Origin of the sequence: Dyadobacter soli (assembly GCF_900101885.1) — a bacterium.
GTDB lineage: Bacteria > Bacteroidota > Bacteroidia > Cytophagales > Spirosomataceae > Dyadobacter > Dyadobacter soli.
This window is the reverse complement of record NZ_FNAN01000005.1, coordinates 392,935-418,190: the sequence shown is the minus strand read 5'-3', so window position 1 is coordinate 418,190 and position 25,256 is coordinate 392,935. Positions and strand designations below refer to the sequence as shown.

Sequence of the window (25,256 nt, the reverse complement as noted above, 5' to 3'; positions counted from 1 at the left end):
TTCAAACTTAAATAATTCTTTCCAACCGTAGCTTAAAATATGTGCCCAATTGGCAAAACACGATGAAAATGCCCAGAAATGCGAACACCGCCCGCAAATCCTGCCAGCTGCCGCCTTTGAGAAATAGCACGTAAAAACCTTCGAGGCACCAGTGCAGCGGCGAAAAGTTGCTAAAAAACTGCATGAACCCGGGCATTACGAACGTCGGTACCAGAATGCCGCCTATCGCGCCGAAAATGATAATGGATATTGCCCCGAAACCATTCGCCTGCTGCTCGGTTTTGGCAAATGCGCCGATCATTAAAGCATAACTCACCGCCGCCATACTGCTAATGAAAATCACGGCAATGGTAGCGATGATGTTGTCGGGGACACTCAGTTTAGGCAGGCCGAGTTTGGGTAAAATCCAGACGCCCATGGAGAAGGTAAGCGCTACTTGCAATGCGGCTACGACCACGTAAATCGCCATTTTACTGAACATCACGACCATAAATGTGGTAGGCATGGTTTTCAATCTTAAAAAACTGCCATTCACCCGCTCTTTCACAATGTTGCTACCAAGCGACACGACCATGAAAAACATGGCAAAAATCGTCCAGGCGGGCACATTATGCTGGGTGGAATTGGGGATGGCGGTGGAATTGTTGTTGCTCGCAACGATCTGGTCGATGCCTACGCGGTTGGAGATCATCCTGTCTTTCAGCTTCGCGGAACGTTCGGCAATGTCCATATTGGCATACATCCGGTCGATCATCAGCGAATTTTCGATTACGCTCATGTACGACTGGATCACGCTCATGACCGAGTAGCTGTAATTTTCCTGCAAAACCGGATCGTTGTAAAAGGAAAGTTTCGGCATTGAAATTTGCTCGCGGGCGGTCGTATCGTGCTCTAAACCAAGGTCGTCCATCAGAATGCCGCTCACATCTTCCGCATTGCTTTCAAGCCCCGCCGAAAACGTCGCAGGAATGTACAATGCAATCATTTTACCCCGTGAAAGCAACTCCGATTTCAACGATTCCTGTGCAATGCTGTTCTGAGAGTCAATCTTAAAAAGCCCCGACTTTTGCAGCAATCCCACCAGCTTTTCACCTTCCTTACCTTTGTCCTGATTGACCACCAGAAGAGGTATCTGATTCTCATTCACCATTTTATAAGCGCTGTCCTGGATTATGGTAATGATAAAAACCAGCAGCAACGGCATCAGGAACATCAAAGCCAGCCCTACTTTATCATTGATAAGCAGCAGCAGTTCTTTGCGTAATGATGAGAATAATTTAAACATAGGGTTAATCGCGGTACGCTTCGCCGGTCAGGTTGATGAACAATGTTTGCAGGTTGGGTACCGCGTGCGCGGTTTTCAAATGCTCCAATCCTCCTGCTGCAATAACCCTACCATGGTCAATCAGCGCGATATTTTTGCAAAACTCCTCCGCCTCCGACATATGGTGCGAAGTATAGATAATGGTTGTGCCCGATTGATTGATCTGCTGCAAATAGCGGATGATCGCATTGCGGCTCTGCACGTCCACGCCTACCGTAGGCTCATCCAAAAACAGTATTTCAGGCTCATGGATAATGCCGATCGCCAGGTTTACGCGCCGTTTCATCCCGCCCGAAAACGTCCCAACCTTCTTGTCGGCCGCCTTTTCGAGCCCTAATACTTCCAGCAGATGCTCGCGGCGCTCTTCCAGTTTGCTTTTGGACAGGTTATACATTGCCCCGAAATAATCGAGGTTCTGGCGCGGGGTCAACTCCTGGTAAAATGCATATTCCTGCGGCACAAAGCCGATCCGGCTCTTTCGCTCGGCATTGGAATAGGCCTTACCATTGTTAAAAAACCTTACATCGCCGGAAGAAACAGGGATAATGCCGCAGAGAATGGAGATTAAAGTGGTTTTACCGGCGCCGTTAGGGCCGAGCAGGCCAAAAACATCGCCCTGCAAAATATCCAGCGACACGTCGGAAAGGCTGTCTTCCTGGGCGGATTTGTAACGCTTATACACGCCCCTGATCTCAATGCACACCTGACCCGTCCTATCCATCCGCACTTATTTACCCAGTTTCAGGTTGGAAAGCTTTTGAAATGCCTCTTTCTCGACCATACGGATGTCCAGCATCATATCAGCGATCTCTTCAAAATCCTTCTGCTCGGTGAGGCGGCCTTTGTACACGCCGGCCATTTTGATTGCGCTCGCACGCCACATATCGCCGGCTTTCGTGAAGTCTTCTGAAATGTTGGAAACGCGGTCGTCCTGCAAATAGCCCGCCGCTTCTTCCAGGAATGCACCGTAAAGGAAGCGAAAGCCGCCGCCGCCGGTCCCGATCTCCTCCTGCATCCGCACGATCTGACCCAAATACAGGCTAGCCTTGCGCAAACCCAGCTTATCCCGCCATTTGCGGACGTGGTTGGAAGTGTGCCGGATGCCGTTCACGCCCGCAAAATTGCCGGGAATGCTCAGCATATCGCGCACGTTGCGGCGAATGCCCGACACAATGCCCTTGCGGATCATGTCGTCGGTAATGGGCTTTATTTTCTCGGGATAATAAATATGTCCCTTTGGCGCAAGCGGCCCCTGCGCGAAACGCACGCGGGAAAGTTCTTCTTTGGAAAGCGAGGTAACATCTTCCATTACCGGGTCGCTGATCTGATAGCGGCCATCCTCCTCGCCGAAAACGATGAGGTTATGCGCGTTGAAATGGAAACGGTATTCTTTGGGAAAATAAGTGAGGTGAAAAACCCCCACCTGGCAGCCTACCGGCACACCTTCCTTCACTTTCTGATCCAGAAATGCCTGCGCAGCCACGGGATTCGAGAATTTCTTGCGGGTAACCTCCACGCCCAGCGACTTGCACGTGCGTTTGAAGATCGCCCCCGGCATTGTCCGGAACGAGATAGCCGGACCGTTATTGACCGTCAGAAAGGGTATTTGTATATAAAACAGGCCCGAACCCATGCCGAATGCCAGCGGCTCGGTCATGAAATCGAGGCCGTGGTACCGCAGCAATGCCGTGGTAACCCCGTTCTCGCAATGGGCCGTTTGTACGTGATGGAACTCATCCGTTTGACTATCGATATTCACAGGATCAACCTTTAAAATTTTTCAATTCGTCCACAGTAATGTCGAAAGCTTTGGCGTATTTTTCCAACTTTCGCTCGCTGAGACCTTTAAAAACGGATGGTTTGAAGTGCCGTTTGATGAAAAACGGGAAGATTCCCGTATAACCCGACAGGACCGGCAAATCCATCAGGCGAAGTTCCATAAAATAGTATACCGGGCTCTTTTCCCCATTGGCCACCGCCTTCCGCGCGTCTTCCACGCGCTCGTTGACCTCCTCCCACGCACTGTCGAGCGCCTGCTTTTTCACGTCCCAACCCTTGCTTAATGCGGTTTCGTACTTACCCTCGTCGTTTTTGACGTAGCATACTTCCCGGGTAAATTTGTCGAGCGCGCCGGGATCTTGCGGCAGGTCTTCCTTTTTCATGAATATGGGCGGCTTATGGTTGGTTTCAGCACACGGTCAGCAGGCAGAACATGTACGAAAAGCGCGAGCTTTCCGGCACTGCCAGCAATATTTTTTCGCCCTTTTTCAAAGCCCCGCTGTTGAACACCTCTTCGAGCATCATGTAAATGGACGCCGCTCCTACATTGCCTTTAGTCACGAGGTTGGTGTACCATTTTTCTTTGGGTACCGGCATGCCGTTCTCTTTGAAAAACTCATCGATCTTGCCTTCAAAGAAATAGCTGGACAAATGCGGCAGGAAATAGCTCACATCGTCCATCGTCAATCCCTTTTTAGCCATGATCTCTTTGAGCTTGGCGAAACCCAATTTAACAATTTTTTCGCCTAAAAGCTTCACGTCCTGCTTGATACTCAGCACCGAACGATCCTGAATTTCCTCGGCTGTGAAGTCCTTGTAGCTTTTCAATGTACCGTCTTCCAGCTTGTCCGCGCCCATGTACATGCACGCTTCCACCTCATTCGCGTACGAACAGCCTTCTATCCAGTCTATTTTCAGTGAAATACCTTCCTGATTGGGAGCCGATTCCACCAGGAATGCGCCCGCGCCGTCAGAAAGCATCCAGCGCAGAAAATCCTTTTCAAATGCAAGGAAAGGGTTCTTTTCCAGGCGTGTCAGCTGCTGGATTTCGTCCTCGAACTGGTCCGAACGCAATACCGTCGACAGGCGCTCCGAAGCACAGGCAACCGCCTTCTCCTTCTCGCCCAGTTTCACGGCCATGTAGGCATATTTGAATGCGTGCATCCCCGCGCAGCATACACCCGAAGGCGATACCACCTCGATCGACGCTGCTTCCGGCAAATGCCCGTGCACCATCGAGCCGTGCGAAGGCATCAACTGGTCGGGGCTGGACGTGGCGCAGCTCAGCAAATCCATTTTGCCGATTTCGGCTGGATTATCTTTAAAAAGGTCCCTGATGGCAAGCGCAGCCATTTCCGCATTGGTATGCGTAAGCGTCCCGTCTTTGCGCAACGCGTAATAGCGGTTTTTGATACCATTATTGCGAAGAACAATGGCTTTTGATTTGGATGGTTTTCCGTTGATGTATCCTAAGTATTCTTCCATTTCCTCGTTGGAAACGGACTCATTCGGTAAAAACTTGGCAATCCTGGTAATATATGCTTCTGACATTATGATTTGGTTTCTACACCACAAAAGTATTCTTTTTTCTTCTTAATCGCATTGGCGGCGAACGGCGCGATCAGCAGCCGATAGGCCGTCACCAACACGGGCGCCACCATAAAAAGGGCAACCAGCAGGTAGTATTTGAAAAATCCGACCAACCGTTTCCGCTTCTCAGGAGTGGTACCTTTCGTTTTGATCAGATTGGCCCAGATCCTGAACAGCTTTTTCGCCCTTCCTTCAATAAAAAGAATATCAGTGGGTATGTTAATGAGGCCCGTGGCCATGATTTCTTTCTGTAAACCGGCGTATTCCCGGTTGTCGTAAGCCTTTTTAACAATCGCTCCGAAACGTGATGCGCTCTGAATGTCCTCGTCGCTCACGCCCGGCTTGGGCAAAATGCCCCATTTACGGTCTTTGCGGCCGGTAAGCATCCAATGCAGGATGGTCACGGCGCTGACGAGGTTTGAAACGCGGTCCATCAGCGGGATATTGCCTACCAGCTTCCCGCCGGCGTCGGCAATCAGCTTTTTGATGCTTTCCTGCGAGTTGAGCCACATATTGCGCCCACCGATCACTGTCACGATGGGCGTCCCGCCCCCAACCCTGGCTTTAAAGCCAGGGTTATGCAGCAGCGCCGTGATCGGCAGCGATGGCGAAAGGAACCAGGGCTGGTAACCCATCACGATCAGATCGTAGCGCTCGGCACCAAAGTGCAGCGGTTGCAACTCGATCACATCCTCCTGCACGCATTCGGGCATTTTGTCGAAAAACTCGTCGCTCGTCCAGGGAAACACAAAGGGCCTGGCAGGAAAAATTTCCAGTCGCTCTACTGTTTCAGGCTCGAACGGTTTCAGGAACTGATCGATGATTTCATTTAACTGACCTGACTGAGAGTAGTTTACGACGAGTATATTTTTCATTTATGCGCAAAAAATCCTGTTAATGCATTCCTATTTGAGATCCGATTCCTTCAACACCTTCGAATCCTTCGCGTAATCGGCGATGACGTTTTTCAGATCGGCGTCCAGCTTGTCGTAGCCAGTCACCACCGCCTGCTTATCGGCATCTATTTCCTTATTGTATTTCAAAATCCCCGGCGCATGCTCCTGGACCGTCAGGCGCAGAAAGCGGAACTCGGTGTTGCCCGGGTTGCTTTTAATCTCGTCTTCGAGCAAATGTGCACCTTTTTTGAAAGTCTTTACTTTCCCTCCTACCCCTTTCACAAACCCCGCCTTCTTCATCGTCAACGCGCCTTTGTAGGCATTCACCTTCGCTGAGGACTTTTCTATTTCAAGCTTCGCGAGTACCTTATCGATCGATTCCTCCTCGCCGCTGGATAATGCTTTGTAATAAATTTCCTTGTCGATCTGCGCCTGCGCTGTGAAAACAGCCAGCAGCAAACCAAGGCAAACCGCCGCCATTCGCTTCATAACAATCAATATTTACGCTTTCGGAATATAAAAGGATCAGGCATTATGCCTTTTTCCTGCATTCCAGAATCGTATGATAACTGTCGCCGATCAGCGGATAAGTATTAACTACCTCGAACCCAGCCTGGCACACCAGCTCTTTCATCACTCCGATCCTGTACATTTTGCTATTGCCGTTGGCCATAATCGTAAAATACAAAGATGTCGCCACCAGGCTATAATGTGCAGCAGGATAATTCTGGTTATCAAAAAATGGTTCCAGAATGTACACGGTGGTGTTTTCGGAAGCCGCCTGGAAGGCATTTTCGAGTATCGCTACAATTTGTTCCTTTGAAAAACAATCGAGAAACTGGCTCATCCAGATCACATCAGCCCCCTGCGGGATTTTTTGCGTGGTATCGAGCAAATCTATCGCATGAAAATCGATGCGGTCGAGCAGGCCGCGTTCCGTTGCATTAGCGCGCGCTACATTGAGCTGCACCGGCAGATCGAGTATTTTAATCCTCACATCGGCATCGTGGTCACAGCACGCAAACGACCATTTACCCGTATTTCCTCCGATATCGAAAAGCAGTTTAGGCTTTTTGGCAAACACGATTTTCAATGCGTCGGGAAATGCATTGTCGGAATAATAATGGTCAAATTCGAACCAGGAAGTTTTTGCGGGCTCGGGAAGAATGGAAAGTCCCTCGTAGATCGTCGGCCAGTTACCCAACTCTTTTAAGCCTTCGGGTTTGCCGTTGACGATGCTGTCTGTCATGTGGCTTGCGCCCAGGTAGCACACGTCTTTCATGAAGTTCATGTTCACGCGGGTCATTTCGTCTTTCAAGAGGAAGAAACCGATCTTGCTGATCTTCACAATATCATTTTCTATTTCCACCACACCCAGGATTTCGGCCGCTTCCAGCAAGAGGGTTACGCCGTATTCCGAGACATTCACATTTTCGATGATGTTGACAATGCTTACACCCTTGCGGTTTTCGCTGATGTACTGCAAAATGCCCAGGTCTCTCAACGCCACCACCGATTGGAAGTACATCGGGCCAAACGCTATCTTCTGTGCTTCATACTTGGCTTCAATAGCCGACAATTCTTTTTTCATTGTACGCTTTTATTGTTCCCTGTTTGTTCGGAAGAGGGTATCATCCGGTCCTTGTATCTCCTTCTGTATTTCGCTTTTTTCAGGTCTTCTTCATGCCAGACGATGTATTTGCCCATCGTGCCGCGGAAGCGTTTGAAAAAGCCTTCCTTGTCCGAAAGCTTCACAAAAGCTTCCTTCACCACGGCATTGCTATGGTCGGCCTTCGGCTCGTAAACATTCAACGTTTTCACGGTATCGATCACCGTCGGCAACAAACCGATCGGAAGCTCATATTTTTTAATGAACTTCTTCATGTAACTCGTCTGAATAGGATCGGTGGAAAGCGCAATTTTCGAAAAGCCTTGGTCTTTTGCAAGACGGTAGGAATAATATACGTTCTCCGTGCTGTGCTGGGCCTTTTCTTCGGTAAACAAATGCTCGCGCGGAATGCCAAGCGCCTCGGCGTAGTTGGCCATCACCCGGCTTTCGATGTAAGGGGTAGCCACGGCGCCGCCCGAAAAGATCACGTTTTTGGTATAACCTTTGGAATATAGGTAATAGGCCCAATGAATGCGGAGCTGATGCACCATGTCCCATTTCTCGCCGTTGTAAGGAAAGCCGGGGACGATAATCGCGTCGTAAGGCGCTTCTTTGGCCCCTTTCGTAAAAGCCTTCGCCGCTGAACGATAGAGCATTTTGCCGCAGCTTGTGAATAGCAGGCAGATTATCAGCAGGAAAAACGAATTGGCTATACGCACGATAACGGGTTAGTGGTTTTAAACAGTAAGCTGTGAACGTTCACCAGACTCAGGCAAACAGATCACAGCTTACAAAAGAATGATATGGTATCGGTAACTTATCTGAGCTTTAAAAATAAACAATTCTATTTACTTTTTAAGCTTTGAATGATTTGCTCCACTTTTTGTAAAGGCTCTTGTCGATCTCCTGGTTGATCTTGTAAACGCCGCCGGCCCAGTAGTTGCGGAACCCGAAACCACCAGCTTTGCCTTCCACTTTTTCGGTATGAATCACTTTTTTAGTGGCCAGATCGATGAATGTTACCCACACAATCAGCTTTTCAGCGTTTTTGTTGAGGCTTTCCACCACATACACCACGCCAATGCCGTCTTTTTCACTGAGTGAATATTTGGCAACGGATTTCTTCACCTGGTCTTCGGTAATGCTGTACTCGTCGTCGGTAATGTTTTTCTCCACATTCACCGCTTTATTCAGCGTCACCATATCTTCCACTTTCGACTTGTACTGGTCGTCTTTGAGGTTGAATGCCTTTTGCAGCGAAAACTTCTTCGGTTCGAGTTCGATCAGGTTGTTCCAACTTACGATGTGCTGGTTTTGAATCGCCTGCGCATCGGTGAAACCTACTTTGCCAATGTATTTGGCCTGCGTAAAATCGAGGCCCAGGAAAACCAGCCTGGTTTTGCCCGCAACGAGGTCGGCCATGGTGTTGTCGGCCTTAACCAAAGCGGCATTGAACAACACGAATGCGATGAGTAACAGCTTTTTCATAACTTCGAGTAATTAGGAACGGTTGATTTATTTCAGTTTTTTATCCACGAACGCCGCCAGGGATTTGCCCGCTTTCGCGTAAGATTCTGCAATGCGCACCCCGGTATCGAAGTCGAAACCGCCGAACTGGCCGCCCGGAACATTTCTCATGCCGATTTCAGCAACTTTATTCGATTTGTTGGCAGATTCTACGAGATCGACCTCGAAATCCACATATGCATTCTTGCGCATTACGCCCACGTTGAAACCGGGCTCGACGAATTTGGTCTTCACAATAAGGGTATACTGCGCATCGGGGCGGGCCGTTACAGCGGTAATGCCTTTGTCGGCCAAGCCTTTGTTGAACAGCTCTTCGAACTTCGGCTCGTAACGTGCCTTGCGGTCTTCAACCCAGGCCTTTTTCCAGGTATCGCCTTTGCCGGCTTCCTTCGCATTGTACTCGGCCGATTTCTTATCGAGGTACTCCTGCTCGGTAGCAAATTTACCTACACCAAACTCCGAATAATCGTATTCTACATTGACGGTTTTTTGCCCCGACAACACACTCACATCCCCTGAGCGGAGATCGACGCGCTGGGCAACGGCTGCATCTGCGGCGAGGAACGAAATGGCCATTGCAGACGCGTAAATGAACTTTTTCATGACAGTAATTTTATTTTTATGGTAACAGAGGGTTCAAATATAGATCAATTTTTCAGGTTTGCGCTTCTCCTGCTTGTAGATCCGGAAAGTTAGTTCGTCAGCGGTTACGAAAGTTAATGCAGGCGACACACGGAGCCTCGATTTGAACAAAGAATGCATGGTTTCCTTGAATGCGGAAGTCTGCAATTGCATCGGTAACACTACGGTAATCTCGTCGTTTCTGAACTCGTTTTTAGATACGACTACCTGGTACAAATCGATTTCCTTCACGGCATCCAGCACATCGAAAAGCGCCGGTGGGAAGATGGTCGTGCCTTTGAATTTGATCATCTGCTGCTTCCTGCCCACGACCGGGCCCAGGCGTGGGCTCGTGCGCCCGCAGGTGCAAGGCTCGTAATACACATTGCAAAGGTCGCCGGTTTTGTAGCGCAGCAGCGGCATACCCTCTACACCAAGCGTGGTTACTACCACCTCTCCCAGTTCGCCGTCTTTCACCGCATTACCTTCGTCATCGACCACTTCCAGGATGAGTAAATCCGGATTTAAATGCCCGCCTTTGCCTTCGCCGCATTCGGTAAATGCCGCACCCATTTCGGTAGAAGCGTAGGTCGAATACAGTTTCACGTCCCATTGTGAAGTAATGCGCTTACCTAATTCATTATAAGTAAAATCAGGATTCCGGATAGGTTCGCCGATGCAAATGATCGACTTGATGCTCGAAGCGGCGAAATCGATTTCATTGGCAATCGCATAATCGATCAGCCGCGGGATAAATGAGGGGATCGCAATAATTACCGTCGGCGAAAACCGCTGGATCGACTCCCATTGCAGGAAAGGCGCTCCCGGGCCCACGCGGATCATGCCCGCACCCATTTTGCGCGCACCCATCCAGTACGCGAGACCGGCCATAAAACGGCGGTCGATCGTCGTCATTAATTGATAAATATCGTTTTCAGAGCCGTCCGCGCATTGAAATGAGGCTGCTTCATTGGTCGCCAGTCTTTCCACATCCGAATCGGTGAGGTAGAAAGCCACCGGGTCGCTCAACGTGCCCGAAGTGGTCACGAAATCGGTAATGCGGCTTTTGGGCACGCACAGGAAATCGTCGTTGTATTGCGCGAGGTCGTCTTTGGTCGTAAACGGCAACTGCGCCAGGTCGGCAGCGGTTTTGATCGCGTCTACATTGATGTTATGCTCGTGGAAAATGCGCTTATAATAATTCGAATAGTTCGACACGTGCAACAAGAGCTGCTGCAATGCGGGCTGCTGTGTTTCGGGACTCATGGCATTCAAAGGTTGGTATGGAATATCAATAAGGCATTAATGTTTGCCCTGCTTGCTTTCGGCAATGCGTTCCCGGATCGAATTTTCCTCATTCAGGGAAGAAACTTCGTGTTGCAACGCCTGCTCGTAATAGCCGATCGCTTTGCTGAAATCGCCTTTCTTCTGATGATACTCGCCGAGGAAAAAGTACGGAAGGTAACTCTGCGCATTGTTCGAGATGAAATGCTGCTCGTCCTGCGGTGTCAGCGAAAGCGGCGTGTCCAGCATCACATATTTAGTGATTTTCTGCCTCACTGATTTAAATGCTTCAAACTTTTTATAATCGGCCGATTCCAGGAACGGATCGCGGTCGATACCCAGCGAGTCAAATGATTCGAAATGACCCTTTTGCGCAAAAATTTGATCTAAATCATAACCTACAAACTCGCCGAGCTGGTACGGCGGCGCTGAAATCCAGAATTCCTTTTTAGCAGGTTTGAAAACAATGCCGTGGTGCGCGATGAGCTGGTTGAGCAGTTTGGAATTGCCGTAACCGATGAATTTATCATCCACACCCTTTTGATCACGCAGAATGCCGGCGGCCTGGTTCACGTCCATCGGGTAAGCGCGGCCCATAAGCTGCGTCATGCGGTCAAAACGAGCTTTTGAATCCGTGTCTTTGATATTATTGATATTCACCGAATCTTTCACGAATGCATTGCTTTGGTAGTGATTGGCGCACACCAGCGCATCTTTGCCGGAATCGTAGATATCCATTTTCTGAGGCGATTTCTCGATGATCACCGCCTTATCGTCCGCAGCCGAGCCGATTAACAACGATTCCGAAACGAACGTCTCGCTTTTAGCAGCAATTTTCCGGGCTTCCTCGATGGTACCCGCATATTGGAGTATTTCCCGTGCCAAAATCGAGATAGGCTCTTTCGCGGCGAACGGAATATCTGATTTTGAAGCATTTAAAGTCACCGTAATGCCTTTCTCATTAATCCCCGAAACCACGCCCGTCAGCCCCGCCCACGCGTAGGAAGCGAATTTGTAGCCTTTGTCGGGGTTCATGAAGACGATCAGCTTGTCTTCGGCAAATGCATCGCCCATGTAGAAATCGAAGTTTCGTGCAATGAGCAATGTGGAGTCCTTGGTGAGCGAATGGTTGACGGCGAACGAGGTACAGCCTACCATATTCAGATCCGTCAATGCGTGGCCGATGTCGTGCGCCGCATGGTAATTGAGAATGCGGTAATATTTCGGGCCTATGTAATTGAACTGATCCGAAAACGACTGCGAAACGCCGTAGATCTCCTGCTGGTTTTCTTCGGGAATGTATTTGTAAATGTCGCGGTTGAACCAGCCTACAAAGCCTTTCAGCACTTGCAGGAACATCGCGCTCGGGATCATTTCCTTAATCTGACCTACAAAATGTACCTCCTGCTTTTCCATCAACTCCTGCGCGAGGATGCCGTAAATGACCCCCCGCTCGTACGGCGCGCCTTCCAGGTACATTTCCCAGATACCGTGCTTGTTCTTCCGCAGCCAGTTGTTGCCCACGCGGTAGTGGTTCTCCCCCACTTTCTCGCGTTTGTAACTTTCGACAGTTTTAGTACTTTCAAGCTCCGGCTTAGGTACGCGGATGCGCCACAGGAACAATCCGAAGAGTATTCCGATAACCAGAAAGAAAATAGCAAATACTTTGAGTGCGGAACGCAGGACTTTGTTTTTGGGCCACATAAAAATCAGCAGAAAGGCGCATTAGGGACGCTCCATCTGATATCAAAATTAGCAATAAATGGGCATCGTTTCTATAAAAAGCATTTCACCGGTATCGAAACTGGGCATTTGGCGCATGGCGGAACCTTGGGAAGATTTGCTCGCAATGCTGGATTTGACGGCCCCTGAAATGGCCACTTTTGAAGGCATTTCGAAGGAGAAGCGAAAACAGGAATGGCTGGCTTGCAGGGTGTTACTGAAAGAAATGTCAGGCCAAAATGCGGTGATCGGGTACGATCCGGAACGCAAGCCGCATATCATCGGATCAGCTGTTGAAATTTCCATGTCGCATTCGGGGGAATACGTGTGCGTATACCTGCGCGAGGGCGCATCCGTGGGCGTCGATATTCAGCAGATGAAGCCTTCTATTTCAAAAGGGGCATTCTATTTTTTGAATGACGGGGAGCTGCAATGGGCTAATCTCGAAGATAATGTGCAAATGCACGTGATCTGGTCTGCCAAGGAATCGGTATTCAAATATGCCGGCGACGCTTCCATCGATTTGAAAAAACATATCTCGATTAATGCATTTTCCGGCAACCAAAACGGCCATTTTGAGGTTAACCTGCAAAAAGGTAAGCTCACGGAAGCGATACAGATCCAATTTGATACATTTGAGGATTATGTACTGACCTGGACCCTTTGACCAGCCCTTAAATCAACCACCTTAACCCGTTATGCATCGTTTCTTTACGCTCGCATTCGTACTGTTTGCAACCCGGCTTTTCGCACAGACACCCGCGCTGTCGTCCAGTGAAATTTTCCAAAACATTAAAAAACTCGATGTACTGGGCTCCGTACTCTACATCGCCGCCCACCCCGACGATGAGAACACGCTGATGCTCTCCTATTTGTCGAAAGACCAGCTCGTGCGTACCGGCTACCTCTCGCTCACGCGCGGCGACGGCGGCCAGAACCTCATCGGCGCCGAGCAGGGCTACAATATCGGTGTGATCCGCACGCAGGAACTACTCGCTGCCAGGCGCATCGACGGTGCACAACAGTTCTTTTCGAGAGCCTACGACTTCGGTTTTTCCAAAACCCGCGACGAAACGCTGCAATTCTGGGACCGCGATAAGGTGCTGGGCGATGTGGTGTGGATGATCCGCAAGTTCCAGCCCGACGTGATCATTACCCGCTTCCCGCCCGATCCGCGCGCCGGCCACGGCCATCACCAGACCTCGGCATATCTGGCCGAAGAAGGTTTCAACCTCGCCACCGACCCGAAAGCTTACCCCGATCAGCTGAAATTTGTCAAAACCTGGCAGACCAAACGGCTCGTTTGGAATACATTCACACCCGGCTTCACCAACAAAGCCCCGAGCGAAGAGAAGAACCCGTTCATATCCATTGAAATTGGTGGTTATAACCCGGTTTTAGGTAAATCTTACACCGAAATTGCTGCATTGAGCCGCAGCCAGCACCGTAGCCAGGGCTTCGGCAGCGCCCCGCAACGCGGTGAGCGCATCGATTACTTCCTGCACAAGGTGGGTACGCCCGCGCAAAAGAACCTTTTCGACGGCATTGACGTGAGCTGGAAACGCGTGAAAGGCAGCGAGAAAGTGCATGCGCTCATTACGGCCGCCATTAAGAATTACTCCGTGAACAAGCCGTCTGCATCCCTGCCGGAGCTATTGAAAATCAATGCGGAACTGAACAAGCTGGATACGGGCAACATTTATATTAAGGCTAAAAAAGAGGAGCTTAAAGACCTGATCCAGCAATGCGCAGGGCTTTGGTTTGAGACTAATCCAAACGATTTTTCGGGCGTTGCAGGCGACGAGGCGCGCATTAATATCGGCATTGTGAAGCGCTCGGATTATCCGGTAAAACTCGTTTCAATGCGCTGGACGGGCAAATCGGCGGATAGTGTCCTGAACCTTGCATTGAACGCAAATGAAATGAATGCATTCCAGAAAAAGGCGATGCTACCGGCTAATCTCAAAACCACTCAGCCCTACTGGCTGGAAAAGCCGATCGAACGCGGCATTTTTCAGATCGATAACCAGCAGGATATCGGCTATCCCGAAAACCGCCCCGAAACGAAGACGAGCTACAAATTCGAGATCGGTGGGCAGGAATTTGTATTTGAAAAACCCTGGGTTTATAAATCAGTCGATCCGGCGGAAGGCGAGATTTACCGGCCGTTTGAGATCCGTCCGCTCGTTACCACTACCACTACAGAGCCGGTTTTCATATTCCCATCCATGGAAGCAAAAACGGTTAATATCATCGTAGAAGCGCAGCGCAGCAATGTGAAAGGTACCTTGAAACCAGAGATTCCAGCGGGCTGGAAAGCGGTACCTGAATCCGCGGAATTCAATTTGACCAACAAATACCAGCAGCAATATTTCTCGTTCATCATCACACCGCCGACGGGTAACCAGGAGGCTGTGATCAAGGCAGTGGCCATTGTGGACGGTAAAAATTATGATAAATCGGTAAAAACGATTGCCTACCAGCACATTCCAAGTCAGACACTTTTTCCCGAATCCGCTGCCAGGCTTGCGAAAATCGATGTAAAAGTGGCCGCTAAAAACATCGGCTACATCGCCGGTGCGGGAGACGATGTTCCTACCGCATTACGTCAAATGGATTGCCAGGTTACCATGCTCAACGAAGCGGCACTTGCCAAAGACCTGAATGTTTATGACGCGATTGTCGTGGGCGTACGTGCGTACAACACGGAGGCATACCTGAACAATTACCAGGCAAAACTGATGGATTATGTCAAAAACGGGGGTACGATGGTGGTGCAATACACCATTCCGGGCGGACAGAAAGTGAAGCAGATCGGGCCGTTTGATATCTCTTTGGGACGCGAGCGTGTAACCGAAGAAGATGCGGAAATGCAATTCCTGCAACCGGAAAACCCTGTTTTGAATTACCCCAATAAAATCACACAGAAAGATTTCGAAGGCTGGATCCAGGAACGCGGGCTGTATTTCGCGCAGGATTGGGATAAAAAGAATTACGTAGCGCTATTTTCCGCCCACGATAAGGACGAACCCGCCCGCGAAGGCAGCACGCTTTACGCGCAGTATGGCAAGGGACATTACATCTACACCGGCCTCTCGTTCTTCCGCGAGCTCCCCGCAGGCGTCACCGGCGCATACCGGCTGTTCGCGAATATGATTTCGGTTGGTGCGAAACGGTAAAGGCGTTGTCAGGTATTGTCATGAATAGTCAGGTTTTGGTCAGGAATAGTCAGCTGTCGTTAGGAGAAAATGAAAATTTCTCAAATGACTATATCTGACAATACATGACATCCCTGACCATTTATCGCAATACTTGACCACACCTGACTATACTTGACTACACCTACCCTACTTGACATTCTTCCGCCTGTTCCGCTGAAAATCTTCCAGCACAAAGCCTCCCAGTCCCTGCAAGTTGCTGTAATAGGCACGGCCATTGTTGACCTGGGTGAAATTCTGTACGAATTGTTTCAGGTAAGGATCGGTTGCGATCATGAAGGTCGTTACCGGAATGTCAAGCCGGCGGCATTGCGCGGCTAACGTGAGTGTTTTGTTGATGATCTTGCGGTCGAGGCCGAAGCTGTTTTTGTAATAGCGGATACCTTCTTTCAGGCACGTCGGCTTACCGTCGGTGATCATGAAAATTTGCTTGTTACGCGTCTTTTTGCGGCGCAGAATGTCCATTGCTAGCTCCAAACCGGCCACGGTATTGGTATGGTAAGGTCCTACTTCAAGGTAAGGCAGGTCTTTCAGCTGGATCTGCCACGCGTCGTTACCGAAAACGATGATGTCCAGTGAATCTTTGGGATACTTCGTTCTGATCAGCTCTGCGAGTGCCAATGCTACCTTTTTGGCAGGCGTAATGCGGTCCTCGCCGTAGAGGATCATCGAATGGCTGATATCGATCATCACGACCGTCGCGGTAGTAGTTTTCTGCTCGCGCTCCACTACTTCCAGGTCGTTTTCCATCAGCATAAAATCACCGATACCGTGGTTAACCTGCGCATTCTTGATCGATTCGGTCATGGAAATCTGGTCCAGCGTGTCGCCGAACTGGAAATCGCGGATATCGCTCGTGAGCTCGTCCCCCGCGCCAAGGTGCGGCGTGTGGTGGTTTCCGCCGGATTTGGATCTTTTCAGTTTACCAAAAATCTCGTCCAATGCACTCTTGCGAATGCTTTTCTCGGCTTTGGGCGTCATAATGAGCCTGCTCTCCCCTTCCTGCTTCTCTTCGGTCACATAACCTTTCTTTTTCAGGTCGTCGAAGAAATCGCCGATGCCGTAGGAATCGTTGGTGAGATTATACTGGCGGTCGAGCTGGCTGAGCCACGACATGGCCTCGGAAACGTCGCCCGAAGTCATCAGCAGCAGTTGTTGAAATATATCAAAAAGCTGGTCGAACTTGCTGTTGGGCCCTTGCTCGGGCGGAATGTATTTCGTGAAACGGTGTCCTCGCATATCGCAGGTGTTGAAAAGAAACGGCTACTTTCAAATGTAATCGAAAGTAGCCGTCAAGTCGTTAAATCGTTTTTGAATTATGCCTCTTCGGTGCAGAATTCTTCGAAAGCCATTTTCAAATGTTCGGCGATCATCTGTGCTGAGCGGCCTTCGATGTGGTGACGCTCAACGAAATGGATCAGCTCACCATCTTTGAAAAGCGCTACGGCTGGCGAAGATGGCGGATAAGGCAATGTGTACTCACGCATTTTAGCGGTAGCTTCGAGGTCTGCTCCTGCAAAAACCGTTGCCAGGTGGTCAGGCTTCACATCGCTTCCTGCCAGCGCCGCGCGCACACCCGGACGTGCAGCACCCGCCGCACAGCCACATACCGAATTGATCACTACCAAAGCAGTTCCTTTGGTGTTTTGCATGAAGTTATCGACTTCCTCAGCGGATGTCAGATCCTGAAAACCGACATTGGTCAGTTCGGCTTTCATCGGAGCCACTAATTGTGGTGGATACATATATGTTAATGTTTAAAAGTTGTTGTTACTATTTTACATGAAACCGAGTTCGAGCTTAGCTTCCTCGGACATCATCTCGGTCGAATACGGCGGATCGAACGTCAGCTCCACGCTTACGTCGTTCACTCCTTCCACTTCACGTATCTTCTGCTCCACTTCGCCCGGCAGCGTTCCCGCCGAAGGGCACGAAGGCGACGTCAGCGTCATCGACACAAATACATTGTTGATCGGAAACACTTTCAGATCATATATCAATCCAAGCTCATACACGTCGACCGGTATTTCCGGGTCGTAAACCGTCTTAATGGCGCGGATCACTTCTTCTTTCAAATCTTCCTCTGACATCGCAAGGTCTATAATAAGTTGTTATGCATTCACTGATTTGGCCTGATAAGCGAAGCCGTACGCTTTCATTTGTTTCAGCATCGCCGCCAGTCCGTTGGAACGGGTTTGTGCCAAATGCTGGTGCAAACCGACTTTTTCCATAAAATACACATCGGATTTGGCAATCTCCTCGGGCGTATGTCCCGAAAGCACCTTCACCAGCATACTCACCAGCCCGCGCACGATAATCGCATCGCTATCCGCCTCAAATTTCAAAAGTCCGCCATCCATGTAAGCATTCAGCCACACCCGCGACTGGCATCCTTTGATAATATTATCCTCGGTCTTGTATTGCTCTTCCAACGGCGGGAACTGCTTTCCGAGGTCGATAATGAACTCGTACTTGCTCTCCCAGTCATCAAACAATTCAAAATCCGAAATTAGTTCGTCCTGTGTTTCGTTTATGGTCATTGTAATAATCTATTTAAGCAGCCGCTGTGCGGGTTTCCGCCCAGGTAATAAGGGAATCTGCGAGTTCGATTCCAGATTTAGAAACATTGGCGACAATGTTGCCATCGTAACTCATTGCGAGATGTAACGTCTGGTAAGCCCCGTTGAACGTGCTTAACGCCTTTTTATCCACTTTGGCTAATTGTTCTTTATACCAGTCCACACTTTTTCTGCCGCCTTCCTTATTTCCGAGTAGATTGTCCAGTGCAATGAGAACACCTGAATACGCGGCGTGACCTGCCAACTTCACATATTTTTTGTCTTTGTAAAACTTCCCTTCCTTCAAAGCTTTATCCCTAAGCATTTCTTTTGCATTGCTAAGGTATCTTCTGGCTTCTTGTAAGTTGTCTTCCATAATGCGTGAATAGTTGAAATGGTGAATTAATAAGTTACAAACAGGTCAATATTAAACCCTGACCAACGAATCAAATCAAGCCTCTGCCGTGCGCGTCTCAACCCAGTTGATAATACTTTCAGCCGTTGTTATTCCCACAGCTGAAACATCTGCGGAAATGTTGCCGTCATAACCCATTGCGAGATGCAGGGTATCATATGCAGCGTTGAACGAATCAAGCAATTTCCTGTCAGTTTTCCGCAGTTGCTCCTGATACCATTCTACGCTCTTTCGCGTTCCTTTCTTTACTTGAAACAGTCCGTCCAAAGCTACCAACACACCCAAATAGGCTGCATGCCCAGCCAATCTAACGTATTTTCGGTCCCGATAAACTCCGTTTTCCTTACCTGCTTTTTCCCGCAACAGCTCCTTCGCGTTGTTTACATATCTTTTGGCCTCATCTACTGTCTTGTCCATAATGCGTATATAGTTTAAAATGAAACAATGCAGTAATTTAAAAAATTATCCCAACATCCGCTTCACCTTATGCAGGCCCTGAATGAGCTTGTCGATCTCCTCGGTTGTGTTGTAAACAGCAAACGACGCGCGTGAGGTTCCGGTGATGTTGAAGCGGTTCATCAGGGGTTGTGTACAGTGGTGACCCGTACGCACCGCGATGCCCTGCTGGTCCAGCAAAACGCCGATATCCTGGTGGTGAATGCCGTCGATCACGAAGGACAGCACGCTTACTTTCTCCTTCGCCTGCCCAATAATGCGTAGCCCTTCGATCTCCTTCACAGCTTCGGTAGCATATGCCAGCAGCTCGTTTTCGTAAGCGGCGATGTTAGGTTTGCCCAATGCATCCACATAATCCAATGCAAACTTGGCTGCCACTACATCGGCGATATTCGGCGTGCCTGCTTCAAACTTGTAAGGCAATTCATTATAGGTCGTTTTGGCGAAAGTTACTTCTTTGATCATCTCGCCGCCGCCGCGGTATGGGGGCATCGCATTCAGCAAATCGCGCTTGCCATAGAGGATACCCATGCCGGTAGGGCCATAGATTTTGTGCAGGGAAAGCGAATAAAAGTCGCAATCCAGGTCTTGCACGTTGATTTGAATGTGGGAGCTTGCCTGTGCGCCGTCGATGAGCACCTTCGCGCCTACCGCGTGGGCTTTGGCGATGATTTCCTTGATCGGGTTGATGGTACCCAATGCATTGGAAACGTGCACGACCGACACGAATTTGGTCCGTTCGGTCAGCAACTTCTCGTATTCGTCCATCAAAAGCTCGCCTTCGTCATTGATCGGGATCACTTTCAGGATGCAGCCTTTCTCCTCGCAAAGCATTTGCCAGGGCACGATGTTGGAATGGTGCTCCATCGTCGAAATGATCACTTCATCGCCTTCCTTCAAAAATTTACGACCATAGGCTGACGCTACGAGGTTGATACCATCGGTAGTTCCGTAAGTAAAAATGATCTCCTCCGAATGTTCCGCATTCAAAAATGCCTGCAAACGCTTCCGCGACTGCTCGAATGCCGAGGTAGCTTTCTCGGCCAGATGGTGAATGCCGCGGTGGATATTGGCATTGTAATGCTCATAATAACCCGCCAGCGCGTCCAGTACCAACCGTGGCTTCTGGGTGGTTGCCGCATTATCGAAATAGACGAGTTGTTTGCCATTCACGACTTCGTTCAGGATCGGGAAGTCGTTGCGGATGGATGCGATATTGAGGTTGTGGCTCATTGTGATTCGTCATTTAAGAAAAATACCCAACCCCAAAAATGGCGGTTGGGTACCAGGAAATGTATTAATTCAGGTAATGAAACCTGTTAAAAGCTATTTCGAAGCCAGCTTCTTTGTGATCACGTTTTCGAGGTATTCACGAACCGAATCGATCTTGATTTGCGAAACGACGTCGGCACAGAATGCGAACATCAAAAGCGACATGGCTTCCGGCTGCGAGATCCCGCGCGAGCGCATGTAGAACAACGCTTCCTCGTCGATCTGCCCGGTGGTGGTACCGTGCGAGCACTTCACGTCGTCAGCGAAAATTTCCAGCTGCGGCTTGGTATTCATCGTCGCGTCGGGTGACAGCACGATGTTTTTGCAAGATTGAAATGCATTCGTTTTCTGCGCATCCGGACGAACGAAGATTTTTCCGTTGAAAACCCCTTTCGATTTATCCCGCAAAATACCTTTATACAACTCGTTACTTTCCGAATTTGGCTTCTGGTGATCCGCAACCGTATGGTTATCAACATGCTGCGAACCATCCGGGAAATAAAGTCCGTACATATGCGCGTCGCAATGCTCGCCGTCGAGGACGATATTCAGGTTGTTGCGCGTGAACTTGCCATTCAGCGTGACGGTACCTGCGTAGAAATGCGAGCGGTCGAGCATTCTCACCTGCGTGGTACCCACGTGGTAAGCATTCTCGCTCTCGTTCTGCACTTTATAATATTGAACGTTGGCTTCTTCGGCCACGTGGATTTCGGTAACGGCATTCGTGAACGAACGCTGATCGCCCAATGTTCTGAACGCTTCCGCGAGTTTCACATGCGCGTTTTTGCCTACCGAAATGATATTCCGCGGCTGGCTGCCCACATTTTTCTCACGCGCATCGCTCACGAAACGCAGGATGATCGGGTGCTCTACCGACTGGTTATCAGGAATATGGATAAACACGCCGTCCTGTGTAAATGCGGTGTTCAATGCGGTGAATGCATCCTCAGCGTCTTTGGTAAGCTCGTTGAAATGCGACGCCACTTTCGCAGGATCGTTTTTATATGCTTCCGAAAGTGAGCTGATCGTGATCTTTTCGACCGGAGAAATAATAGTCGAAAGCTCCGCATTGTAGCGGCCATTCACAAAATAGAGGATATTGGCCTCCTGCGCAGGTACTTTCAGGTCTTCCAGCTCGGCCAGGCCGATGGAGCTGTCGGCATTGAAATCGTAAGAAACACTGATCAGGTCCCTTACATTGCTATATTTCCACTCCTCGTGCTTGATGGACGGGAAGCCTAATTGCTCAAAACGGGCCAGTCCCGCGCGCTTTTTCTGGTGGAATTCAGAAGACGCCTCACCGTTCATCACCGCCTCGCGGGCGTGAAAATCAGTGATCAGTCTGGTTTTTAAATCTATGGTCTCGGTACTCATCGATGTTGGGGTATGGTGCTGTTTGGGTTAAGTTTAAATGGACAATGTGCCTGTCGCTTAACCTACCGCTTCAACTTCCGCTTTAATCCAATCGTAACCTTTTTCTTCCAATTCGAGTGCAAGCTCCTTCGGTCCGGATTTCACGATGCGGCCTTTGTACAAAACGTGTACATAATCCGGTACGATGTAGTCCAAAAGGCGCTGGTAGTGCGTTACCACGATGGTAGAGCGCTCTGGTGAACGGAGTGAGTTAACACCCTCGGCTACAATGCGCAACGCATCGATATCCAATCCTGAATCGGTTTCATCGAGGATCGCCAGTTTCGGTTCGAGGACCGCCATCTGGAAAATCTCGTTACGTTTTTTCTCACCGCCCGAGAAACCTTCGTTCAATGCGCGTTTCAGCAATGAATCGTTCATGCTTACCAGTTTCGCTTTTTCACGCACCATTTTCAGGAATTGCGCAGCGTCCAGCGGGCTTTCGCCTTTATATTTACGGATTTCGTTAACAGCCGTTTTCAGGAAGTTGATGGTCGTAACGCCCGGAATTTCCACCGGATATTGGAATGCGAGGAAAATACCTTCCGCAGCTCTCTCTTCGGGAGCCAGTTCAAGTATATCTTTTCCGTCAAAAACTACACTTCCGCCAGTAACCTCGTATTCTTCCCGTCCTGCCAACACCGAAGCCAAAGTACTTTTACCGGAACCATTGGGCCCCATAATTGCATGCACTTCACCCGGCTTTACTTCCAGATTGATGCCTTTTAATATTTCCTTACCTTCAATGGAGGCACGCAAGTCATTAATAGAGAGCATAACTGTATTTATACTTAAAAGATAGTTCGTGGTAATTTCCCGCAAAAGTAATACGCATTAGCCGTAAATGAAAATGAGCGTCAATGTCTTAAACTCCGGGCCACTCATTTTGTACAACCTTTTTAAGTGGCAGGATGTTCCCGCCGGGGCGATATTTATGCCTCAAACGGTCAGAGAATAAACGGGTTGAAGAAAGGCCGGTTTTTAATTCCCGAAGAAACATTTACTTTGCGCCCCAGCGTTCCAAACACTTCATTTATGGCTATTAATCCGATAACAGGGTTTCCTGTCGGCGTTTCCTCGGAGACCGGCACCCTGAAAAGGCTGCTGATACACAGTCCCGACCGTGGCCTGGGCAAGGTAGTACCCAGCAAAGCGCAGGACTGGCTTTTCGAGGACATCGTACACCTGGATACCATGCGCAGGAAGGAATATGATTATTATGTAAAACTCCTGCTCTACTTCCTCGATCCGGAAAAAATCAAAGGCAAACTTTCGCAGATCAACGACGACCCGACGCGCTCCTTCTTCATTCCCGGCACCGAAAACTACTTCGCTTCCGACCACGTGGTGGATATTCAGCGGTTGTTAGGTGACATTCTGGAAGACCAAAGTACCCGCATTAAGCTCACCGCTGCCATCTGCGGGATCGAGCGATGCTCCTACCAGATCCAGGAAGAACTCCACCGCTTCGATGCGCACGAACTGGCCCGCATATTCATTTCGGGGTATTGTTCGGATAAAAGAATGCTCTTCGCGCCGCTGCCCAACCTAATATTCACGCGCGACATCGGCATTGTGATCAACGACCACATTCTGCTCAACAAACCGGCCAAGGCAGCACGGACGAGAGAATCCATACTCGCGCAGTTCGTGTTCTTCTACCACCCGATGTTTGCCCATTTAAAACAAAACATCATTGAAATACCTGAAAACGAGCGGCATTTCCTCTTGCCGGACGACGAAAAAGCGAGCGACTACCACCGCTGTACGCTCGAAGGCGGGGATGTGATGATGGTCGCGCGGGGGCATTTGCTGATCGGTTGCAGCGAACGCACCTCCATTTACGCGGCGCAGCAGGTGATGAAAACTTTGTTTGATAAAAATGTCGTTGACAAGATTACCATCATCAAAATTCCTAAAAAGCGGGATTACATGCACATCGACACGATTTTTACGCAGGTTAAGAAAGACACCTGGGTGCTCCTGAGCTCGCTCGCACGGCTGGGTGACGAGTCGAAAAAGAAAGATGTGCTGCATTTCTTCGCGCCGGTGGATGTGAATAAGGAGTTCCGGATTTTGCAGTTCGTCAAAGGCAGCGAACAGCAACCACGGGAAATCGAAAACCTCGAAGATTTACTGACGGAAATCAGTCGCGACGACCTGGGCGTTACCGGCCGCGTCCGGTTCATTTATTCCGGTGGGAACGAATTCCCGTACGGCGAGCGCGAGCAATGGACCGACTCCTGCAACCTGCTCGCATTGCGCGACGGCGTCGTGATCGGTTACGACCGGAACGATAAAACGCTGGAAGCATTCAAGAAAGAAGGTTTTAAGGTGATCACCGCGAAAAGGTTGTTGGAAAAATTTGAACACAACGAGCTGTCGCCCGAAGATATGACTGATACGTTCATCACATTACCTTCCGCCGAGCTTTCGCGTGCACGCGGCGGGTCGCATTGCATGAGTATGCCGTTGTTGCGCCATGCTTAGTATTGTAATCGAGCCGTCAAAATCTTAAATTGCATAAGGACAATACCTGACACTTTGTTCTGAAGATACATTTCCAATCATTACCACTACCCCTATGCGCGTCATCACTTCATCCGCTCAAATCCAGCCGCAGTCTACTGCCCGGATCATGATGATCAGGCCTGTGCGGTTCGGTTTCAATGAGGAAACCGCCGGAAGCAACGAGTTTCAGCAGGAGTCGTTCGCGCAGCAAACCAAAGGCACAGCCCAGGAAACCGCCCGCGAAGAGTTCGACCTGATGATCGACCAGCTCCAAAAAGCCGGTCTGGAACTGCACATTTTCGATGATACCGACGAGGTGGATCGCCCCGATGCGGTTTTTTCCAACAATTGGGTGTCATTTCACCAGAGCGGCAAAGTGGTACTCTACCCGATGATGGCCGAAAACCGCCGTTTGGAGCGCCGGAGCGACATTATCGAATCACTCGCGGGCGATTTTAAAGTGGAAGAGGTAATAGACCTGACCCATTTCGAAGCGCAGGACAAGTTTCTCGAAGGTACCGGCAGCATGGTGTTCGACCGGCGTTACAAGATCGCCTACGCATGCCTGTCGCCGCGTACGCACAGGGAGGTGCTCGACGCGTTCGCCGACGCGCTGGGCTACGAAACCATCGCATTCTCGGCTTCCGACGAGCACGGCAAGCCCATTTACCATACCAATGTACTGATGTGCGTGGGCGATATTTTCGCGGTGGTGTGCCTCGAAGCTATTAAAGACCCCGACGAGCGCCTGATGGTGCGATCTGTATTGGAGGAGACGCATAAGGAAGTAATCGAAATCACGTTCGAACAAATGCGGCATTTCGCGGGCAATATGCTCATGGTGCGGAATGGCGCAGGCGAAAAGTTCCTGGTTATGTCCACACAAGCTTACGAATCGCTTACGTCGCGGCAGAAAGACCGCCTCGACGACTATGCCCGCCTGCTCCACACCGACCTTTCGGTGATCGAGGGCAACGGCGGCGGCTCGGCGCGATGTATGATGACCGAAATTCACTTACCGATGAAATAAAAAAATGCTCCGGAAAACCCGGAGCATTTTT

The 25,256-nt window shown here is 49.6% G+C and carries 26 protein-coding genes; 4 read left to right on the top strand and 22 right to left on the bottom strand.

Annotated elements, in window-relative coordinates:
- Positions 1 to 7 precede the first annotated feature (7 nt).
- The 13 genes from BLQ88_RS10190 to BLQ88_RS10130 all read right to left on the bottom strand — a co-directional run bounded on the left by BLQ88_RS10190 (position 8) and on the right by BLQ88_RS10130 (position 12,334).
- The gene (locus BLQ88_RS10190; protein WP_090148918.1) at positions 8 to 1,285 is read right to left on the bottom strand and encodes an ABC transporter permease; all 1,278 of its coding nucleotides are present in this window, start codon (positions 1,283 to 1,285) and stop codon (positions 8 to 10) included.
- 4 nt (positions 1,286 to 1,289) lie between these two features.
- Complete coding sequence (locus BLQ88_RS10185) at positions 1,290 to 2,045, bottom strand: ABC transporter ATP-binding protein (protein WP_090148991.1); 756 nt, start codon at positions 2,043 to 2,045, stop codon at positions 1,290 to 1,292.
- A 6-nt stretch (positions 2,046 to 2,051) separates the two neighbouring features.
- A complete protein-coding gene (darH, locus tag BLQ88_RS10180; RefSeq protein ID WP_090148917.1) occupies positions 2,052 to 3,083 on the bottom strand; it encodes a BtrH-related acyltransferase DarH in 1,032 nt (343 codons plus the stop codon).
- Positions 3,084 to 3,087: 4 nt separating this feature from the next.
- Positions 3,088 to 3,486, bottom strand: a complete 399-nt coding sequence (DarG, locus tag BLQ88_RS10175; protein WP_090148915.1) for a flexirubin biosynthesis protein DarG — start codon at positions 3,484 to 3,486, stop codon at positions 3,088 to 3,090.
- Between the two features lie 25 nt (positions 3,487 to 3,511).
- Positions 3,512 to 4,654: a dialkylresorcinol biosynthesis protein DarB gene (darB, locus tag BLQ88_RS10170; protein WP_090148914.1), complete on the bottom strand. Its 1,143-nt coding sequence runs from the start codon at positions 4,652 to 4,654 to the stop codon at positions 3,512 to 3,514.
- Positions 4,654 to 5,568, bottom strand: a complete 915-nt coding sequence (locus BLQ88_RS10165; protein WP_090148913.1) for a hypothetical protein — start codon at positions 5,566 to 5,568, stop codon at positions 4,654 to 4,656. The genes darB and BLQ88_RS10165 overlap by 1 nt, the downstream gene beginning before the upstream one ends.
- 30 nt (positions 5,569 to 5,598) lie before the next feature.
- A complete protein-coding gene (locus BLQ88_RS10160) occupies positions 5,599 to 6,078 on the bottom strand; it encodes a hypothetical protein (protein ID WP_090148911.1) in 480 nt (159 codons plus the stop codon).
- Between the two features lie 43 nt (positions 6,079 to 6,121).
- Entirely contained in the window at positions 6,122 to 7,180 is a 1,059-nt protein-coding gene (locus tag BLQ88_RS10155; protein WP_090148909.1) for a methyltransferase, read from the bottom strand.
- Positions 7,177 to 7,854, bottom strand: coding sequence for a YdcF family protein (locus BLQ88_RS10150; protein WP_218132901.1), 678 nt, complete (start codon positions 7,852 to 7,854; stop codon positions 7,177 to 7,179). Before BLQ88_RS10150 ends, BLQ88_RS10155 begins: the two co-directional genes overlap by 4 nt.
- 199 nt (positions 7,855 to 8,053) lie before the next feature.
- A complete protein-coding gene (locus BLQ88_RS10145; RefSeq protein ID WP_090148907.1) occupies positions 8,054 to 8,686 on the bottom strand; it encodes a hypothetical protein in 633 nt (210 codons plus the stop codon).
- Positions 8,687 to 8,713: 27 nt separating this feature from the next.
- Entirely contained in the window at positions 8,714 to 9,328 is a 615-nt protein-coding gene (locus BLQ88_RS10140; protein WP_090148906.1) for a hypothetical protein, read from the bottom strand.
- 33 nt (positions 9,329 to 9,361) lie between these two features.
- Entirely contained in the window at positions 9,362 to 10,612 is a 1,251-nt protein-coding gene (gene flxY / locus BLQ88_RS10135; protein WP_090148904.1) for a flexirubin biosynthesis putative acyl-CoA ligase FlxY, read from the bottom strand.
- 36 nt (positions 10,613 to 10,648) lie between these two features.
- Positions 10,649 to 12,334, bottom strand: a complete 1,686-nt coding sequence (locus BLQ88_RS10130) for a C45 family autoproteolytic acyltransferase/hydrolase (RefSeq protein WP_090148903.1) — start codon at positions 12,332 to 12,334, stop codon at positions 10,649 to 10,651.
- A 58-nt stretch (positions 12,335 to 12,392) separates the two neighbouring features.
- Between BLQ88_RS10130 and BLQ88_RS10125 the strand changes: the two genes are divergently transcribed.
- A complete protein-coding gene (locus BLQ88_RS10125) occupies positions 12,393 to 13,019 on the top strand; it encodes a 4'-phosphopantetheinyl transferase family protein (RefSeq protein WP_090148901.1) in 627 nt (208 codons plus the stop codon).
- 31 nt (positions 13,020 to 13,050) lie between these two features.
- Positions 13,051 to 15,531 (top strand): PIG-L family deacetylase, encoded by a 2,481-nt coding sequence (locus tag BLQ88_RS10120; protein WP_090148900.1) that lies wholly within the window; start codon positions 13,051 to 13,053, stop codon positions 15,529 to 15,531.
- A gap of 168 nt (positions 15,532 to 15,699) precedes the next feature.
- On the opposite strand, the gene BLQ88_RS10115 is transcribed toward BLQ88_RS10120, so the two are convergent.
- The 9 genes from BLQ88_RS10115 to sufC form a co-directional block, all read right to left on the bottom strand.
- Positions 15,700 to 16,809 carry a vWA domain-containing protein gene (locus BLQ88_RS10115; protein WP_090148899.1) on the bottom strand — a complete coding sequence of 370 codons (1,110 nt, stop codon included), beginning with the start codon at positions 16,807 to 16,809 and terminating at the stop codon, positions 15,700 to 15,702.
- Between the two features lie 77 nt (positions 16,810 to 16,886).
- Positions 16,887 to 17,315, bottom strand: a complete 429-nt coding sequence (locus BLQ88_RS10110) for a BrxA/BrxB family bacilliredoxin (protein ID WP_090148898.1) — start codon at positions 17,313 to 17,315, stop codon at positions 16,887 to 16,889.
- A 33-nt stretch (positions 17,316 to 17,348) separates the two neighbouring features.
- Positions 17,349 to 17,660 carry an SUF system Fe-S cluster assembly protein gene (locus BLQ88_RS10105; RefSeq protein WP_019944321.1) on the bottom strand — a complete coding sequence of 104 codons (312 nt, stop codon included), beginning with the start codon at positions 17,658 to 17,660 and terminating at the stop codon, positions 17,349 to 17,351.
- 21 nt (positions 17,661 to 17,681) lie between these two features.
- The gene (locus BLQ88_RS10100; protein WP_090148896.1) at positions 17,682 to 18,110 is read right to left on the bottom strand and encodes a SufE family protein; all 429 of its coding nucleotides are present in this window, start codon (positions 18,108 to 18,110) and stop codon (positions 17,682 to 17,684) included.
- A gap of 13 nt (positions 18,111 to 18,123) precedes the next feature.
- Entirely contained in the window at positions 18,124 to 18,504 is a 381-nt protein-coding gene (locus BLQ88_RS10095) for a DUF5618 family protein (protein WP_090148895.1), read from the bottom strand.
- Between the two features lie 75 nt (positions 18,505 to 18,579).
- Positions 18,580 to 18,960: a DUF5618 family protein gene (locus BLQ88_RS10090; protein ID WP_090148893.1), complete on the bottom strand. Its 381-nt coding sequence runs from the start codon at positions 18,958 to 18,960 to the stop codon at positions 18,580 to 18,582.
- Positions 18,961 to 19,005: 45 nt separating this feature from the next.
- Positions 19,006 to 20,232, bottom strand: a complete 1,227-nt coding sequence (locus tag BLQ88_RS10085) for a cysteine desulfurase (RefSeq protein WP_090148891.1) — start codon at positions 20,230 to 20,232, stop codon at positions 19,006 to 19,008.
- Between the two features lie 93 nt (positions 20,233 to 20,325).
- A complete protein-coding gene (sufD, locus tag BLQ88_RS10080) occupies positions 20,326 to 21,645 on the bottom strand; it encodes a Fe-S cluster assembly protein SufD (protein ID WP_090148890.1) in 1,320 nt (439 codons plus the stop codon).
- A gap of 57 nt (positions 21,646 to 21,702) precedes the next feature.
- Complete coding sequence (sufC, locus tag BLQ88_RS10075; RefSeq protein ID WP_090148888.1) at positions 21,703 to 22,461, bottom strand: Fe-S cluster assembly ATPase SufC; 759 nt, start codon at positions 22,459 to 22,461, stop codon at positions 21,703 to 21,705.
- 258 nt (positions 22,462 to 22,719) lie between these two features.
- Here sufC and BLQ88_RS10070 point away from each other — a divergent pair, with 258 nt between their 5' ends.
- Together BLQ88_RS10070 and ctlX are read left to right on the top strand one after the other, a co-directional pair.
- Positions 22,720 to 24,174, top strand: coding sequence for an arginine deiminase family protein (locus BLQ88_RS10070; protein ID WP_090148989.1), 1,455 nt, complete (start codon positions 22,720 to 22,722; stop codon positions 24,172 to 24,174).
- Positions 24,175 to 24,268: 94 nt separating this feature from the next.
- Entirely contained in the window at positions 24,269 to 25,225 is a 957-nt protein-coding gene (gene ctlX, locus BLQ88_RS10065) for a citrulline utilization hydrolase CtlX (protein WP_090148886.1), read from the top strand.
- The last annotated feature ends 31 nt before the right edge of the window (positions 25,226 to 25,256 follow it).

What these genes read in the sequence shown, in the direction of transcription:
- flxY (WP_090148904.1), bottom strand. Translation starts at nt 10,612, where the DNA reads ATGAGTCCCGAAACACAGCAGCCCGCATTGCAGCAGCTCTTGTTGCAC.
- BLQ88_RS10070 (WP_090148989.1), top strand. Translation starts at nt 22,720, where the DNA reads ATGGCTATTAATCCGATAACAGGGTTTCCTGTCGGCGTTTCCTCGGAG.
- BLQ88_RS10130 (WP_090148903.1), bottom strand. Translation starts at nt 12,334, where the DNA reads ATGTGGCCCAAAAACAAAGTCCTGCGTTCCGCACTCAAAGTATTTGCT.
- sufC (WP_090148888.1), bottom strand. Translation starts at nt 22,461, where the DNA reads ATGCTCTCTATTAATGACTTGCGTGCCTCCATTGAAGGTAAGGAAATA.
- BLQ88_RS10085 (WP_090148891.1), bottom strand. Translation starts at nt 20,232, where the DNA reads ATGAGCCACAACCTCAATATCGCATCCATCCGCAACGACTTCCCGATC.
- BLQ88_RS10155 (WP_090148909.1), bottom strand. Translation starts at nt 7,180, where the DNA reads ATGAAAAAAGAATTGTCGGCTATTGAAGCCAAGTATGAAGCACAGAAG.
- BLQ88_RS10190 (WP_090148918.1), bottom strand. Translation starts at nt 1,285, where the DNA reads ATGTTTAAATTATTCTCATCATTACGCAAAGAACTGCTGCTGCTTATC.
- BLQ88_RS10115 (WP_090148899.1), bottom strand. Translation starts at nt 16,809, where the DNA reads ATGCGAGGACACCGTTTCACGAAATACATTCCGCCCGAGCAAGGGCCC.
- BLQ88_RS10160 (WP_090148911.1), bottom strand. Translation starts at nt 6,078, where the DNA reads ATGAAGCGAATGGCGGCGGTTTGCCTTGGTTTGCTGCTGGCTGTTTTC.
- BLQ88_RS10095 (WP_090148895.1), bottom strand. Translation starts at nt 18,504, where the DNA reads ATGGAAGACAACTTACAAGAAGCCAGAAGATACCTTAGCAATGCAAAA.
- BLQ88_RS10120 (WP_090148900.1), top strand. Translation starts at nt 13,051, where the DNA reads ATGCATCGTTTCTTTACGCTCGCATTCGTACTGTTTGCAACCCGGCTT.
- BLQ88_RS10165 (WP_090148913.1), bottom strand. Translation starts at nt 5,568, where the DNA reads ATGAAAAATATACTCGTCGTAAACTACTCTCAGTCAGGTCAGTTAAAT.
- BLQ88_RS10125 (WP_090148901.1), top strand. Translation starts at nt 12,393, where the DNA reads ATGGGCATCGTTTCTATAAAAAGCATTTCACCGGTATCGAAACTGGGC.
- BLQ88_RS10090 (WP_090148893.1), bottom strand. Translation starts at nt 18,960, where the DNA reads ATGGACAAGACAGTAGATGAGGCCAAAAGATATGTAAACAACGCGAAG.
- BLQ88_RS10140 (WP_090148906.1), bottom strand. Translation starts at nt 9,328, where the DNA reads ATGAAAAAGTTCATTTACGCGTCTGCAATGGCCATTTCGTTCCTCGCC.
- BLQ88_RS10185 (WP_090148991.1), bottom strand. Translation starts at nt 2,045, where the DNA reads ATGGATAGGACGGGTCAGGTGTGCATTGAGATCAGGGGCGTGTATAAG.
- BLQ88_RS10105 (WP_019944321.1), bottom strand. Translation starts at nt 17,660, where the DNA reads ATGTCAGAGGAAGATTTGAAAGAAGAAGTGATCCGCGCCATTAAGACG.
- DarG (WP_090148915.1), bottom strand. Translation starts at nt 3,486, where the DNA reads ATGAAAAAGGAAGACCTGCCGCAAGATCCCGGCGCGCTCGACAAATTT.
- BLQ88_RS10110 (WP_090148898.1), bottom strand. Translation starts at nt 17,315, where the DNA reads ATGTATCCACCACAATTAGTGGCTCCGATGAAAGCCGAACTGACCAAT.
- BLQ88_RS10145 (WP_090148907.1), bottom strand. Translation starts at nt 8,686, where the DNA reads ATGAAAAAGCTGTTACTCATCGCATTCGTGTTGTTCAATGCCGCTTTG.
- BLQ88_RS10150 (WP_218132901.1), bottom strand. Translation starts at nt 7,854, where the DNA reads ATGCTCTATCGTTCAGCGGCGAAGGCTTTTACGAAAGGGGCCAAAGAA.
- sufD (WP_090148890.1), bottom strand. Translation starts at nt 21,645, where the DNA reads ATGAGTACCGAGACCATAGATTTAAAAACCAGACTGATCACTGATTTT.
- BLQ88_RS10100 (WP_090148896.1), bottom strand. Translation starts at nt 18,110, where the DNA reads ATGACCATAAACGAAACACAGGACGAACTAATTTCGGATTTTGAATTG.
- darB (WP_090148914.1), bottom strand. Translation starts at nt 4,654, where the DNA reads ATGTCAGAAGCATATATTACCAGGATTGCCAAGTTTTTACCGAATGAG.
- ctlX (WP_090148886.1), top strand. Translation starts at nt 24,269, where the DNA reads ATGCGCGTCATCACTTCATCCGCTCAAATCCAGCCGCAGTCTACTGCC.